Source organism: Phaeobacter sp. HS011 (genome assembly GCF_018101215.1).
Classification (GTDB): domain Bacteria; phylum Pseudomonadota; class Alphaproteobacteria; order Rhodobacterales; family Rhodobacteraceae; genus Phaeobacter; species Phaeobacter inhibens.
The window spans coordinates 97,770-111,516 of sequence record NZ_JAGEUF010000009.1 but is presented as its reverse complement, the minus strand read 5'-3'; the positions used below and the strand labels follow the sequence as shown (position 1 = coordinate 111,516).

Annotated in this window: 12 protein-coding genes; 1 reads left to right on the top strand and 11 read right to left on the bottom strand. The window is 63.5% G+C overall.

What is annotated here, in order from left to right:
• Positions 1 to 156 precede the first annotated feature (156 nt).
• Genes J4721_RS16720 through J4721_RS16710 form a run of 3 tightly spaced genes read right to left on the bottom strand, consistent with a single transcriptional unit; the run spans position 157 to position 2,890 of the window.
• Complete coding sequence (locus J4721_RS16720) at positions 157 to 828, bottom strand: DUF938 domain-containing protein (protein ID WP_211003210.1); 672 nt, start codon at positions 826 to 828, stop codon at positions 157 to 159.
• Positions 828 to 1,940, bottom strand: a complete 1,113-nt coding sequence (locus J4721_RS16715) for an FAD-binding oxidoreductase (RefSeq protein WP_211003211.1) — start codon at positions 1,938 to 1,940, stop codon at positions 828 to 830. The genes J4721_RS16720 and J4721_RS16715 overlap by 1 nt, the downstream gene beginning before the upstream one ends.
• Positions 1,937 to 2,890 (bottom strand): aldo/keto reductase, encoded by a 954-nt coding sequence (locus J4721_RS16710; protein WP_211003212.1) that lies wholly within the window; start codon positions 2,888 to 2,890, stop codon positions 1,937 to 1,939. Before J4721_RS16710 ends, J4721_RS16715 begins: the two co-directional genes overlap by 4 nt.
• 141 nt (positions 2,891 to 3,031) lie before the next feature.
• On the opposite strand from J4721_RS16710, the gene J4721_RS16705 reads away from it, so the two are divergent.
• Entirely contained in the window at positions 3,032 to 3,643 is a 612-nt protein-coding gene (locus J4721_RS16705) for a CDP-alcohol phosphatidyltransferase family protein (protein ID WP_014875714.1), read from the top strand.
• A 172-nt stretch (positions 3,644 to 3,815) separates the two neighbouring features.
• On the opposite strand, the gene J4721_RS16700 is transcribed toward J4721_RS16705, so the two are convergent.
• The 8 genes from J4721_RS16700 to xdhA all read right to left on the bottom strand — a co-directional run bounded on the left by J4721_RS16700 (position 3,816) and on the right by xdhA (position 13,719).
• Positions 3,816 to 4,892 (bottom strand): BMP family ABC transporter substrate-binding protein, encoded by a 1,077-nt coding sequence (locus J4721_RS16700; RefSeq protein ID WP_027246290.1) that lies wholly within the window; start codon positions 4,890 to 4,892, stop codon positions 3,816 to 3,818.
• Positions 4,893 to 4,964: 72 nt separating this feature from the next.
• Complete coding sequence (locus tag J4721_RS16695) at positions 4,965 to 5,885, bottom strand: ABC transporter permease (protein ID WP_014875712.1); 921 nt, start codon at positions 5,883 to 5,885, stop codon at positions 4,965 to 4,967.
• Between the two features lies 1 nt (position 5,886).
• Entirely contained in the window at positions 5,887 to 6,201 is a 315-nt protein-coding gene (locus J4721_RS16690; RefSeq protein WP_014875711.1) for a DUF2834 domain-containing protein, read from the bottom strand.
• Positions 6,201 to 7,283 (bottom strand): ABC transporter permease, encoded by a 1,083-nt coding sequence (locus J4721_RS16685; protein WP_102859193.1) that lies wholly within the window; start codon positions 7,281 to 7,283, stop codon positions 6,201 to 6,203. Before J4721_RS16685 ends, J4721_RS16690 begins: the two co-directional genes overlap by 1 nt.
• A gap of 117 nt (positions 7,284 to 7,400) precedes the next feature.
• Positions 7,401 to 8,918, bottom strand: a complete 1,518-nt coding sequence (locus tag J4721_RS16680) for an ABC transporter ATP-binding protein (RefSeq protein WP_102855329.1) — start codon at positions 8,916 to 8,918, stop codon at positions 7,401 to 7,403.
• Entirely contained in the window at positions 8,915 to 9,865 is a 951-nt protein-coding gene (xdhC, locus tag J4721_RS16675; RefSeq protein WP_211003213.1) for a xanthine dehydrogenase accessory protein XdhC, read from the bottom strand. The genes J4721_RS16680 and xdhC overlap by 4 nt, the downstream gene beginning before the upstream one ends.
• A 3-nt stretch (positions 9,866 to 9,868) precedes the next feature.
• Positions 9,869 to 12,274 (bottom strand): xanthine dehydrogenase molybdopterin binding subunit, encoded by a 2,406-nt coding sequence (gene xdhB, locus J4721_RS16670; protein ID WP_211003214.1) that lies wholly within the window; start codon positions 12,272 to 12,274, stop codon positions 9,869 to 9,871.
• Positions 12,274 to 13,719, bottom strand: a complete 1,446-nt coding sequence (gene xdhA, locus J4721_RS16665; RefSeq protein WP_211003215.1) for a xanthine dehydrogenase small subunit — start codon at positions 13,717 to 13,719, stop codon at positions 12,274 to 12,276. The genes xdhB and xdhA overlap by 1 nt, the downstream gene beginning before the upstream one ends.
• Positions 13,720 to 13,747 lie beyond the last annotated feature (28 nt).

The following is a 13,747-nucleotide window of genomic DNA, read 5'->3' as shown; positions in this document are numbered from 1 at the left end:
TGAGTGCGCGCGCGTCACAGACAACCAGAGCGGGCTGCATCGCGGCGAAGGGCTGACCGTAGTTCCATTGCTGGGCTTCGGCAAGTTCGGGCACCAAGAGATCACGCACTCTCGCTGATGTCGCCGTGTGCAACGGCCGTCTGGTCTCAAGCTGCCTTAACGTCTTGCCACCAGCGCCAGATTGTTGGCGGGCATTTCGATGACCTCCACCATCTCCAGCCCGCTGGCCTGTAGCCAGTCCATCACGTCGAAATCATCCTTGTAGCCGACCTCCGGGTCATGGCTGCTCAGTTTGGCATGAAAGGCGCGGTCGCCGTCGCTGGTCAACTCACCTGCGCGCATGAACGGCCCGTAGATTACGAAACGACCGCCCGGAGCCAGATGATCGGCAGCTCCCCGGATCAGCGCTTTGGCTTCCGGCGTACTGATCAGATGCAGCAGGTTGCACAGGACGACCAGATCAAACGCGGCCAGATCCTTGGGCCAGCGCTCTTCGGTGGCATCCAGCTGGCGGGCGGGGGCGATATTATTACAACCGCTGTCGGCGCTGTAGGCGTTGATGCTGGCCAATCGCGCCGGGTCCACGTCAGTGGGGTGCCACTCCAGTTGCGGGCAGCGACGGGCGAAGCCGACAATATGCTGGCCGGTGCCGCTGGCAATTTCCAGCGCGCGGGGGCGGGGGCCACCCGCACCGTCGGGTTGCGGGGCAATCAGGGCCAGAAGATCTGCGATCGGCTCCAGATTGCGTGCGGCTGAGGGGGCAAACAGCTTCTCGCCTGCCTCAGGCAACGCGACCGAGGCCTCTCCGGGAACCGTGCGAACAGCCATCAGCGCAACCGTCCGGGGCTGAGAGCGGCCAGTGTGGCCGCGTCGATTTCCGGCGTCTCACCGGTGATCAGATCGGCAATCACCCGCCCGGCAGCGGGGCTGGACTGCACGCCGTATCCCCCCTGACCCGCACACCAGACAAAGCTGGGCTGATCCGGATCGGGACCAAGAACGGGCACACCGTCAGCGACAAAGCTGCGCAGGCCCGCCCAGTTGTGCTCGACGCGGGTCACCGGCGTTGTCACCATGTCCTCATAGCGGGCGAGCCCTTCGGCCAGCACCATGTCGTCGGCATAGGCATCATGCGGGGCCACAGGGTCGGCATCGGCGGGAGAGACGAGGAGCTTGCCTGCGTCCGGTTTTGCGTACCAGCATTCCCCCACACCCATGATCATTGGCCAGGTGGTGACATCGTGGCCACCGGGCGCGGGCAGCCGCGCCATGGAGCGGCGTTTGGGCTGCAGGCCGATCGGGGGGAGGCCCGCCAATGCGGCGATCTCATCGGCCCAGGCGCCAGCGGCATTGACGATATGGCGGCTGCGCAGGGTTTCGGTGGTCCTGCCAGTCCCCGTGCCCGTGGCAACATCAACCTCCCAAAGATCATCCGTGGCGCTGTGGCGGATGGCGGTCACCTGCGCATCGGTGCGGATCCTGCCACCGTGGCTGCGTGTGACCTTGGCGAAATCCTGCAACAGCCGGTCGGCATCCAGATCTTCGGCGGTGTCGTGATAAGCGGCAAAGCCCAGGGTGGCGGGGTTCAGAACCGGCACCATCTCCAGCGCCTGTTCCACGGTAATCTCTGTCAGTGACAGGGTGGCGCAGTCAGCGGCAAAGGCCTTAGCCTGATCAGGGCCTGCAACCAGCATCATGCCACGCGGGCTGAGATAGCCGTTGTCGCGATGATGGGTTTCGCTGGCCTGTGTCAGCACCTGCACCGGGGCGGGGCCGTAATGCGCCTCAAACATTGCCGCAGAGCGACCAGAGGAATGATAGCCAAGTGCGCTTTCGCTCTCCAGAACGAGCGTGCTGCGCCGGGGGGCGAGGGCCGCAGCCGTGCTAAGGCCCGCAAGCCCGCCGCCAATGATCAGCACATCGGGGATCGGATCGCTCATGCCTGTTCCTCCAATCGGTCGGTGGCTGGCGCCGGACGCGGCGACAGCGCAGAGATGCGATCATAGAGCGCGGGCGTCATTTCGATATCCAGCGCCGCCAGCGATGGGCGCAGTTGCGCAAGCGTGCGGGCAGAAATAATCGGCGTGACCTGCTGGCCATAGCCCGACGCCCAGGCCACAGCGAGGCTGGCAGGTGCCACCCCAAGCTCGGCAGCAAGCCCGGACAGGGCGCTGGCGCTGTCCAGCATCCAGCGCTGGCCATAGCGTTCGCGGTAGCGGGGGTCTTCATCCAGCCGGCCCCGGCTGCCACCATCGGTCGGATCGGCGGCATATTTCCCGGTCAGCATTCCGCCGCCAAGTGGCGAATAGGGGGCAACGGCGATGTCCTGATCGGCGCACATCGGCAGGATCTCAACCTCGGCCTGACGTTTGATGAGCGAATACATCGGCTGCAGGATCGCCGGGCGCAGATCAAATTCCTGTCCGATCTGGATCGCCTTCATCACCTGCCAGGCGGCAAAGTTCGACAGGCCCAGATAGCGAAACTGCCCCGCCGCACGCAGCTCGGCCAGACAGGCAAGCGTATCGCGCAGGTCCGTCTCCGCATCGTAGCGGTGCAGGTAAAGGATATCGACCATATCCTGCGCCAGTCGCGTGCGCGACTGGTCGAGCTGGCGGCGGATATTCTCAGGGCCCGCACCGCCGGTATAGGCAACCTTGGTGGCGATCAGCAGGCTGTCGCGCTCATCCCGGATCAGTTGGCCGAGGATCTCCTCGCTGGCCCCATCGGTATAAACCCATGCGGTATCAAAATGGGTGATCCCTGCGGTGCGGCAGGCGTCATACATCGCCGCCGATTGCGCGGCATTGGCGCGGCCACCAAACTGCATGGTGCCAAAGGCAAGGGCGCTGGCGGGGGTGCCGTCGAGGCTGATCAAATCGGTGTTCATGGGCCGCAGCGTGGCATGAGTTCGCCGCAACCAAAAGCGCAAAATGTCGGATATTGGCGCAAAGATATCTGCGAGAAATCCCGCATCCCGCCTATCATAATCGTGAGTGGCAAAGCCCCGGTGCGCGGGGTAGGGGAGAGTATGTTTGATTCAAAAATCCGCCCGCTGATTGATCCGGTGCTGAACGCGCAGGGGCAGGTGATCGCCCGCGCCGGCATCAGCGCCAATCAGGTGACACTGCTGGGGCTGGCGCTGGGGCTGCTGTCGGCCGTGATGATCACCTGCGGCCTGTTTGCCCTGGCGCTGTTGCCGCTGTTGCTGTCACGGCTGGCCGATGGTCTGGACGGGGCGGTGGCGCGCGCCAGTGAGCCAAGTGATTTTGGTGGCTATCTCGATATCACCTGCGATTTCCTGTTCTACGGCGCGGTGCCGCTCGCCTTTGTGCTGGCGGACCCGGCGCAGAATGCGGTGGCGGGTGCGTTCCTGCTGATGACGTTCTATGTGAACGGCACCAGTTTTCTGGGCTACGCGGTTCTGGCGGAAAAGCACAAGATGAAGAGCGATGCGCGCGGGGTGAAGACGCTTTATTTCACCGGGGGCCTGTTGGAGGGGGCAGAGACCATCGGGTTCTTTGTTCTCCTGTGCCTGCTGCCGCAATGGTTTGCGCCGATGGCCTGGGTATTTGGCGCGCTCTGTCTGGTGACTGCTGGATCACGGGTGCTGCTGGCACTGCGGGTGTTCCATCGCGGCTGAAGTGCCGAATTGCGTCCTGGGATTTTGAGTATTTTTGGAAAGGTGACAGGCGAAGGTCATGGGACCCGGCGAGGCTTGCCCTCGCAGATGCCACTGAAGGTCATTGTGAAAAAAGGCCCGCCGGATGAGGCGGGCCTTTCGTGTCATTCCATCTTTGAGGAGGCAGCGCCGCTTACTGCGGGATGTCGCCCTGAATGCCTTCGACGAAGAAGTTCATACCCGCAAGTGTGCCGTCATCAGCGGTTTCACCCTCTGCCAGCCAGTCGGAGCCGTCCTGTTTTTTGATCGGACCGGTGAATGCATGGTAGGAGCCATCAGCCAGCGATGCCTTGAGCGCCAGGGCCTCTTCCTTCACCGCTGCGGGAACCGCATCGGTGATCTCGCCGATTTTCACCATGCCGTCGCCGATACCGTGCCAGGTGTCGGTGCTGGCCCAGCTGCCATCCATCACGGCCTGGGTGCGGGCGATGTAGTAAGGCGCCCAGTCATCGATGATGGAGGAGACGCGCGGCTTGGGGCCGTATTCCGCCATATCCGAGGCCTGGCCAAAGGTGTAGACATTGCCAGCGGCCTGCGCGGCGGCTTGCGGCGCGGTGGAGTCGGTGTGCTGCAGGATCACATCGGCGCCCTGTTCGATCAGAACCTTGGCAGCGTCGGCTTCCTTCGCCGGGTCAAACCAGGTGAAAGCCCAGACGATTTTGAACTCCACATCGGGGTTCACTTTCTTGGCGTGGAGATAGGCCGAGTTGATGCCGCGGATCACTTCGGGGATCGGATAGGAGCCGATGTAGCCGACGATATTGCTTTCGGTGAGATTGCCCGCGATGTGGCCCTGCACTGCGCGGCCTTCGTAGAAACGGGCCGAGTAGGTGGAGACATTGTCGGCGCGCTTGTAGCCGGTGGCGTGCTCGAACTTCACGTTCGGGAATTTCTTGGCGACGTTGATGGTCGGATCCATGTAGCCAAACGAGGTGGTGAAGATCAGATCTGCGCCTTCCAGCGCCATCTGGGTCATCACGCGCTCGGCATCGGGGCCTTCTGCCACGTTTTCGACGTAGACGGTTTCGACCTTGTCGCCGAATTCCGCAACCACGGCCTTGCGGCCCTGATCATGTTCATAGGTCCAGCCACCATCACCCACCGGACCAACATAGACAAATCCCACTTTGGTTTTGTCGTCTGCGGCCACGGCGCCGGTTGCCAGGCCAAGCGCCACTGCGGCGCTGGTCAGCAGTTTATTCAGTTTCATCTTTACGGACTCCCCGTTTTGGTTGTTGTGCCCAGGAGAGGACCCTGGACAGAGGTTCCGCCGCCCGCCAGATTAGCGGGAGGCGTGGAAATTGCGGCCAAGGGCGGCAGGTGCGCTGCTCTTGTCCGCGGAAAGAATAACAAGCACGACAATGGTGATAACGTAGGGCGACATTGCCAGATACTCGACCGGGATGGCAACGCCTGCGGCCTGCAGATTGAGCTGCACCACAGTGACCCCGCCGAAAAGATAGGCACCGAGCAGCGCGCGCCACGGCTTCCAGCTGGCAAAGACCACCAGCGCCAGCGCAATCCAGCCGACACCGGCGGTCATGCCCTCGGTCCATTGCGGCACCCGGATAAGGCTGATGTAGGCGCCGCCAACGCCCGCACAGGCACCGCCGAACAGGATCGCCATCAGGCGGATGCGGATCACCTTGTACCCCAGCGCATGGGCGGCGTCGTGGTTTTCACCGACCGCCCGCAGGATCAGCCCGGCACGGGAAAACTTCAGCAGCGCCCAGACAGCGGCGGTGAGCGCGATACCGAAATAGAGAATGATATCATGGCCAAAGAGGATCGGACCCACCACCGGCAGATCGCTCAAGACGGGGATATGGATGTCGCCCATTTGCGGCGGCTTCACCCCGACATAGGATTGCCCCATCAGCGCCGACAGCCCCAGACCAAACAGTGTCAGCGCCAGACCTGAGGCGACCTGATTGGCCTTTGCAAACTGGGTCAGGAAGCCGAACAGCACCGACAGCGCTGCCCCGGCAAAGGCGGCAGCAAAGAAGCCCAGCAGGGGGGAGCCGGTCTCAACCGCGGTGGCGAAACCGGCGATGGCGCCGGTGATCATCATGCCTTCGACGCCAAGGTTCAGAACGCCTGATTTTTCCACCACCAATTCGCCAATGGCAGCGATCAGGATGGGTGTGGCCGCCACCATCAGCGAGGCGATGAGCAGGACAGGGTTGATTGCAGAAAGATCCATATCAGGCGTTCCTCGTTTCACGCAGGGCAAAATAGAGCGGCAGTGCAAGGGAGAGGCCAACCGTGAAGGCCGCAGGCAGGGTCAGCCACCACAGGTCGACGCCTTCGCGTTTGGCGTCAAAGAAAGACCAGATCCAGAACATCGGAATCGACAGCAGGATATCCGTCGAAAACCCCGCAGCAGCCCCATTCTCAAACAGCGCCATGATGAACAAAACCGGCGACAGGCCGTTCTGGGCAAAGAATGAGGCAAAGAACAGCCAGGGCAGGACGGTGCCCAATACCGCGAGGGTCCACCAGAATGCAGGCCTTGGCATCACGCCACCTCCCGCTTGCGCAGGGTGAGGCGGAAATTGGTGAGCAAGTCGAACGCCAGCAGGAAGAACAGCAGCATCCCCTGAAACACCTGGATCGCGGCGGAGGGCAGTCCCATGTTGGACTGCGCGATATCGCCGCCGATATATGTCAGCGCCATCAACCCGCCTGCCAGCAGAATACCCACCGGATGCAACCGGCCCAGAAAGGCGACGATAATGGCGGTAAACCCGTAGCCCACGTTGAAATCGATGGAGATCTGACCGGAGGGGCCAGAGACCTCAAACAGGCCTGCAAGGCCTGCCAGCGCGCCGGAGGTGCCAAGGCAGAACAGCACCAGACGGGTGGGGTTCACGCCTGCAAAACGGGCCGCGCGCGGGGCCTCACCGGTCAGGCGGATGTGATAGCCCAGCATATGCCGATTGAGCAGCACATAGGCAAAGATCACCGCAATCAGCGCCGCCACAACGCCCCAGTGCATGCCGGTGCCTGTGATCAGCTCGGCATTATGGGCGCTGTCCCAGGATTGCAGGTTGCGCGAGCCGGGAAAGCCAAAGCCTTCGGGGTTTTTCAGCAATCCCAGCGAGACCGAGGCGAGAAACTGTTCGGCCACGTAGACCAGCATCAGCGAGACCAGGATTTCATTGGTGCCAAAGCGGGTCTTCAACACCGCCGGGATCATCGCCCAGGCCCAGCCCCCCAGCGCGCCTGCCACCACCATCAGCGGAAAAATCAGGACCGAGTCCGACGGGTAGAAGGCAAGGCCTGCGCCCGCGCCACAGATGGCGCCCATGATGTATTGGCCCTCGGCGCCGATGTTCCAGATGCCCGCGCGAAAGCCCAAGGACAGGCCGATGGCGATCAGCACAAGGGGCGCGCCCTTCACCAGCAGCTGCGGGCGATAGTAAAAGGAAAATTCGCCAAACAACGGGTCCCAGAAGATGGTGCGGATTGCCGCCACCGGATCTTTGCCGAGGGCAGCGAACAGCAGCCCGCCTGCAATCATGGTGGCCAGCACCGCCACCAGAGGCGTTGCCATCGACCAGACGCGCGATGGCTGTGGTCTCTTTTCTAGCCGGATCATTCCTATTGTCCCCCCCGGTCGCAGATCTGTGCCCGCGTGCCTGTCATCTTTCCAAAAATACTCCCGCCGGAGGCATCCGCCCCGAGCAGCAGATCGCTTCGGCGAGAGATCAAAGCGTCACACATGCGCAACTTCCATCCCATGTGCTCCCCCCATCATCAGGCCGATCTCATCGACACTCAGGCCCGCAGTGGGGCGGGGCGCGCTCAACCGGCCCTCGTTCAGGGCGGCGAAACTGTCGGCGATCTCCATCAGCTCATCCAGATCCTGACTGATGCAGATCACGGCGGTGCCCCCGGCGGCCAGATCCAGCAGCGACTGGCGGATCGCGGCGGCGGCGGCGGCATCCACACCCCAGGTCGGCTGGTTCACCACCAGAACTTCCGGGCGTTGCAAGACTTCGCGGCCAATGACAAATTTCTGCAGGTTGCCGCCGGACAAGGAGCGCGCGGCATTCTCCGGCCCCGGTGTGCGGACATCGAAACTCTTGATGACCTTCTCGGCGAACTCCTGCGCCAGCCCCCATTTGAGAAATCCCCGGCTCGCCAGCCCTTCGCGGGTGGCGGCGGTCAGCATGGCGTTTTCCGTCAGACTCATATCCGGTGCGGCAGCATGGCCGAGGCGTTCCTCAGGGGCGGCCAGAATACCCAGTCGGCGGCGCGCCACGGGGCCAAGGTTGCCGATTGGAGCACCATCCAGCGTGACCGCATCAGCCGCTGTTGTGGTCTCTCCCGACAGCACGCCCAGCAGTTCATCCTGACCATTGCCCGCTACCCCGCCAACACCGAGGATCTCGCCTTTGCGCACGGTCATATGCACGTTCTTCAGCGCGGTGCCAAAGGCAGAAGGCGCAGGCACCGACAGGCCGCTGATATCCAGCGCCACGTCTCCAAGCGCGCGGCCGGAGCGTTCCGGCGTTTGCAGCGCTGTGCCCACCATCATCTCCGCCATATCGCGGGCCGAAGTCTCGGAGGGCACACATTCCCCGACATTTTTGCCCAGCCGCAGAATGGTGGCGTGATCACAGAGGGTGCGGATCTCTTCCAGCTTGTGCGAGATATACAGGATCGACGTGCCCTCGGACCGCAGCTTCTGCAGGGTCTGAAACAGGATTTCCACCTCCTGCGGAGTCAGAACCGAGGTCGGCTCATCCATGATCAGCAGCTTCGGGTCCTGCAACAGACAGCGGATGATCTCGACCCGCTGGCGTTCGCCGGCTGACAGGTCGCCAACCGTGCGAAAGGGATCCAGCGGCAGGCCGTAGGTCTCCGAGACCCGGCGGATCTGGCTGGCCAGATCGCGCATCGCAGGCGGGTTTTCCATGCCAAGGGCGATATTTTCCGCCACATTCAGCGCATCGAACAGCGAAAAATGCTGAAACACCATGGCAATGCCATCGGCGCGGGCCTGACGCGGCTCGCCGGGGGTATAGGGTTCCCCCCGCAAGAGCATGGTGCCGCTGTCGGGCTTCACCAGCCCATAGATCATCTTGACCAGCGTCGATTTCCCGGCGCCGTTTTCGCCGAGCAGGGCGTGAACCTCTCCCGCGCCGATATCAAAGGAGACCGTATCGTTGGCAACAACACCGGGATAGGCCTTTGTCAAACCTTGCAGGCTCAGGAGAGGTTGGGTCACGCGCGTCTGTCCTTCTTCAACTCGTCTGTGGCGCCCAGGCGCAAAAGCTCTGCCGCAACCCCCACCGCAATCATCTGCGGATGCTTGCCAAGGGCGGGATCGCCGATGGGGCAGGTCAGCCGGGAGATCTGATCCGGCCTGTGGCCAAGATCCGCCAGCCGCGACCGGAACCGCGCCCATTTGGTGGCAGATCCGATCACCCCGGCAAAGGCAAAGCCGCGCAGCAACAAGGCGTGGCATAGCGCCAGATCCAGCGCATGGGAATAGGTAAGCACCAAATGCTGTGCATTTTCAGGGGCATGGGGCACCAATGCCGCAGGCTCCGCGACCGGGACGGCGGTGACTGTTGCGGGGATGTCAGAGGGGAAGCGTTCAGGCCCTGTATCGACCCAGGTGATATCCAGATCCGGCATCGGCGACAGCACATCGACCAAGGCGCGGCCCACATGGCCCGCCCCCCAGATCCACAGCGGGGTTTCGGGGTGATGGACCGGTTCCAGCAGCCAGCCGTCGGCCAGCTGCGGGTCCGGGCGCTGCCCCTGACTGCGGGCCAGGGCCAGTTTGCGGCGCAGGGCAAGCGGCGGCTCGTCTGTGTCTGTCCGGAGCGCCCGCAGGATCACCTCATCGTCGAGGCTGTCGAGGTCTTCAGCGCGGTAAATCTCGCTCCAAAGCGTGACAGAGCCGCCACAGCATTGCCCCAGATCGGGGCCGAGCGCGCGGATGGTCTGCTGTCGCATCCGTCCCGTCGCCAGCTGGGCGCGTGCTGCCTCAGCCGCCTCATGCTCCAGCGCGCCACCACCGATGGTGCCGGACTGGCCGTTGTCCCAGACCAGCATGGCGGCGCCCACCTCACGCGGGGAAGAGCCGCGGATGGCGGCAATCACCACCCGCACCACCGGTCCATGGGCACCGATCCTGCGGCGCAGATCCTGATGATCAAACCCCATCGCTCAGGCCTCCGGCGCGATGCGGCGCACCGCCCGCCAGAGCTCTTCCGCCGTTGCGGGCGCATTGAGGGCTGGATAGCCGCCCCCATAAGCCCCAACCGCGTCGCTGAGCGCGAGCCAGGCAGAAATCCCCAGCATAAAGGGCGGCTCCCCCACCGCTTTGGAGCGATAGATGCTGTCCTCGCGGTTCTCACCATCCCAAAGCGCGACATTGAAGACATCGGGCCGGTCCGAACAGGCGGGGATCTTGTAGGTGGAAGGCGCATGGGTGCGCAGATTGCCGGTCTGATCCCAGACCAGTTCCTCTGTCGTGAGCCAGCCCGCGCCCTGCACATAGGCGCCTTCGACCTGGCCGATATCCAGCGCCGGATTCAGCGAGGCGCCGGCATCATGCAGCACGTCGGCGCGCAGAATGCGGTTTTCGCCGGTCAGGCGATCAACAACAACCTCGGTGATGGCGGCCCCATAGGCAAAGTAGAAAAACGGCCGTCCCTTGCCCTGAATACGGTCCCATTCCAGTTTCGGCGTTTTGTAGTATCCGGTGGACGACAGGCTGATGCGGCCGGTGTAGCATTCCATCGCCGCGGCCTCAAAGCTCAGCTCTTCGCTGCCGATGGTGACGCGATCACCCTCAAACCGCACGGCTGTGACCGGCTGCTGATAGCGCTCCGCGAGATAGGCCGCCATACGGTCGCGAATGGTGTCACAGGCGGCCTTCACCGCCATGCCGTTCAGATCGGTCCCGGAGGAGGCTGCCGTAGCCGAGGTGTTCGGCACCTTGGCGGTGTCGGTGGCGGTGATCTTCACCTTTTCCAGCGAGATGCCAAAGCGGCTGGCGGCCACCTGTGCCACCTTCTGAAACAGCCCTTGCCCCATCTCGGTGCCGCCGTGGTTCAGGTGGACCGAGCCATCCTGATAGACATGCACCAGCGCACCGGCCTGATTGAGATGGGTCAGCGTGAAGGAAATGCCGAATTTCACCGGAGAAAACCCAATGCCGCGCTTGAGACGGTCACTACCGGCGTTCCATTTGGCGATTTCCGCCCTGCGCGTGGCATAATCCGATGTGTCCAGCAGCTCTGCCGTCAGCTCGTGCAGGACGAAGTCCTCCACCGGCATATGATAGGGGGTGGTCTGCACATCTTTGGCAGGCGTGGTAACATCGGCAGGCTCAACCGGGGCACCGCGAGAGGCCAGATCGCCTGCCGCATCCGGTGCAGGGGCGGAGCTGTCGTGGGGATCGCCCGAGGGCGCGGTGGGGGATTGCATTGGCGCGTAATAGTTGCGCTGGCGCAGCTCGACCGGGTCCAGCCCCAGCGCATGGGCCGCGTGATCCATCAGCCGTTCGATGCCCACCATGCCCTGCGGGCCGCCAAACCCACGATAAGCGGTGGCACTCTGGCGGTTGGTTTTCAGCCGGTGGCTTTCGATGCGGATCGCGGGGATCAGATAGGCATTGTCGCTGTGCAGCATGGCGCGGTCCGCCACCGGGAGTGACAGATCCTGCGCCCAGCCGCAATCGACCAGATGGGTGAACTCCACCCCTAGAATGCGCCCTTCGGCGTCAAAGCCCGCGCGATAGGAAATGCGAAAGGCGTGACGCTTGCCGGTGATGGTCATGTCATCGTCGCGGTCGTAGCGCATCTTGCAGGTCCGGCCGGTTGCGCGCGCAGCGATGGCGCAGGCCACGGCGAGTGCGTTGCCCTGGCTTTCCTTGCCACCAAAGCCACCGCCCATGCGGCGGGTCTCGACCCGGACGGCGTGCATCGGCAGGCCAATGGCCTCGGCCACCTTGTGCTGGATTTCGGTCGGGTGCTGGGTCGAGGAGTTGACGAGCATGCCGCCATCTTCCTGCGGCTGCGCGAGGGCGGCCTGACCTTCGAGGTAGAAATGCTCCTGCCCGCCGAGGTCAAAGGTGTCTTCAACCACATGGGCGGCAGACGTGATGGCGCTGCCTGCATCGCCTTTGGTGTAGATGCGCGGGCCGTCTTCAAACCGGCTGTTGGCGGCCAGCGCATCCTCCAGCGTCAGGAGGGCCGGGCGTTCGGCGTAGCTGATCTTAGCTTTGCGCGCGGCCACCCGCGCAGCACGATGGGAGGTTGCCACCACCAGAAACACCGGTTGGCCGATGTAGTGGACAGCTCCCTTGGCCAGCAGCGGCTCGTCATGGGCAGACGGTGAGACGTCATTGTCAAAGGGCAGATCTTCCGCCGTCAACACCGCAACCACGCCATCGCTCTGACGGACGGCATCCAGCTCCAGTGCGGTGATGTCCGCGTGGGCCACGGTCGAGAGGCCAAAGGCCAGATGCAGCGTGTCGCGCGGGGTCGGGATATCATCGACATAACGTGCCTGACCGGTCACATGCAGACGTGCCGCATCATGGGGGAGGGGTTTTGCAACAGCCATCACTTCACCTCCAGCACATGAGTGGGCGCGCTTATCTGGCCCAGATCGTCAAAATAGCGTGCGAGCATATTCGCCGCCGCCTCCAGCCGGTAGTCGGCAGAGGCGCGCATATCGCTCATCGGGGTGAAATCGCGGGCAAATTTGCCCCGCGCGGTGGCGAGTGTTGCTGCCGACAGGTCTTGGCCAATCAGGGCGGCCTCCACATGGCTGGCGCGTTTGGGCACGCCCGCCATGCCGCCAAAGGCGATGCGCGCGGCGGTGATCTGGCCGTCGTCGACCGTCAGGTTGAAGGCGCCCAGAACGGCGGAGATATCCTGATCGAAGCGTTTGGAGAGCTTGTAGACGCGCTGGGCATCGGCCTGCCCCTTCGGGCGTGCAGGCAGGGTGATCGCCTCGACAAATTCGCCGGGCTGGCGGTCCTGCTTGCCATAGTCGAGGAAGAACTCCTCCAACGGTAGGCTGCGGCGGCTGTCGCCGTGGCGGAGGTGCAGCATGGCCCCCAGCGCGATCAGCGCAGGCGGATTGTCCCCGATGGGAGAGCCATTGGCGATATTGCCGCCAATGGTGGCGGCGGCGCGCACCTGCTGGCTGGCAAAGCGGCGCAGCATTTCGCCATAAGACGGGTGGCGCGCGGCGAGGGCGCTGCGCAGGCGGTTCATATCCACCATCGCGCCGATGCGCAGGCTGCCGTCGGGCTGATCGGTGATCTCTTTCAGGTCTTCGCAGCCATCCAGAAAAATCACATCCCGCAGATCGCGCAGCTGTTTGGTCACCCAGAGCCCCACATCCGTGGCGCCGGCAATCAGCGTCGCGTCCGGGCGGGCAGCATAGGCGGCCGCCAGTTGGTCGGAGGAGGTGGGGCGCAGAGACGCAGGGGGCTCTGCGCTGTTTGGCTTAGGGGGCTCTGCCCCCCGGCCTGCGGCCTCCCCCCGGAGTATTTCGGGAAAGGTGACACTGTCCTCCGCGCGGATCCAGTCGGGCACCGGAGCCTCAGCAGCAGCCTCGGCGGCGCGGATGATCGGCGCATAGCCGGTGCAGCGGCACAGATTGCCTGCGAGCTGGTCGTCGTGATCCTGCGCGTCGTTTTTATGGGCGGTGACCATCGACATAATAAAGCCTGGGGTACAGAAGCCGCATTGGCTGCCGTGATGGGTGATCATCGCCTCCTGCACCGGGTGCAGCTGGCCATCGGGGCCTGCGGCACCTTCGACGGTGCGAATGGATTTGCCGTGAAGTTGCGGCAGGAACAGGATGCAGGCATTGAGCGGCTTGGCGCCATGGCCATCGGTGACCATGACCGTGCAGGCGCCGCAGTCGCCTTCATTGCAGCCTTCCTTGGTGCCGGTGAGGCCGCGGTCTTCGCGTAGCCAGTCCAGCAATGTCGCCGTCGGAGAGACCTCCGTCAGCGCGACCTCTTCACCGTTCAGCCGAAAGGTGATTGTCATGTCAGAAACCCGTCGCGTTACTTTGGTT

Excerpts from the sequence above, each read along its gene's own strand:
- J4721_RS16715 (WP_211003211.1), bottom strand. The coding sequence starts at position 1,940 with ATGAGCGATCCGATCCCCGATGTGCTGATCATTGGCGGCGGGCTTGCG.
- xdhB (WP_211003214.1), bottom strand. The coding sequence starts at position 12,274 with ATGGCTGTTGCAAAACCCCTCCCCCATGATGCGGCACGTCTGCATGTG.
- J4721_RS16690 (WP_014875711.1), bottom strand. The coding sequence starts at position 6,201 with ATGCCAAGGCCTGCATTCTGGTGGACCCTCGCGGTATTGGGCACCGTC.
- J4721_RS16705 (WP_014875714.1), top strand. The coding sequence starts at position 3,032 with ATGTTTGATTCAAAAATCCGCCCGCTGATTGATCCGGTGCTGAACGCG.
- xdhA (WP_211003215.1), bottom strand. The coding sequence starts at position 13,719 with ATGACAATCACCTTTCGGCTGAACGGTGAAGAGGTCGCGCTGACGGAG.
- J4721_RS16700 (WP_027246290.1), bottom strand. The coding sequence starts at position 4,892 with ATGAAACTGAATAAACTGCTGACCAGCGCCGCAGTGGCGCTTGGCCTG.
- J4721_RS16710 (WP_211003212.1), bottom strand. The coding sequence starts at position 2,890 with ATGAACACCGATTTGATCAGCCTCGACGGCACCCCCGCCAGCGCCCTT.
- xdhC (WP_211003213.1), bottom strand. The coding sequence starts at position 9,865 with ATGGGGTTTGATCATCAGGATCTGCGCCGCAGGATCGGTGCCCATGGA.
- J4721_RS16720 (WP_211003210.1), bottom strand. The coding sequence starts at position 828 with ATGGCTGTTCGCACGGTTCCCGGAGAGGCCTCGGTCGCGTTGCCTGAG.
- J4721_RS16685 (WP_102859193.1), bottom strand. The coding sequence starts at position 7,283 with ATGATCCGGCTAGAAAAGAGACCACAGCCATCGCGCGTCTGGTCGATG.
- J4721_RS16695 (WP_014875712.1), bottom strand. The coding sequence starts at position 5,885 with ATGGATCTTTCTGCAATCAACCCTGTCCTGCTCATCGCCTCGCTGATG.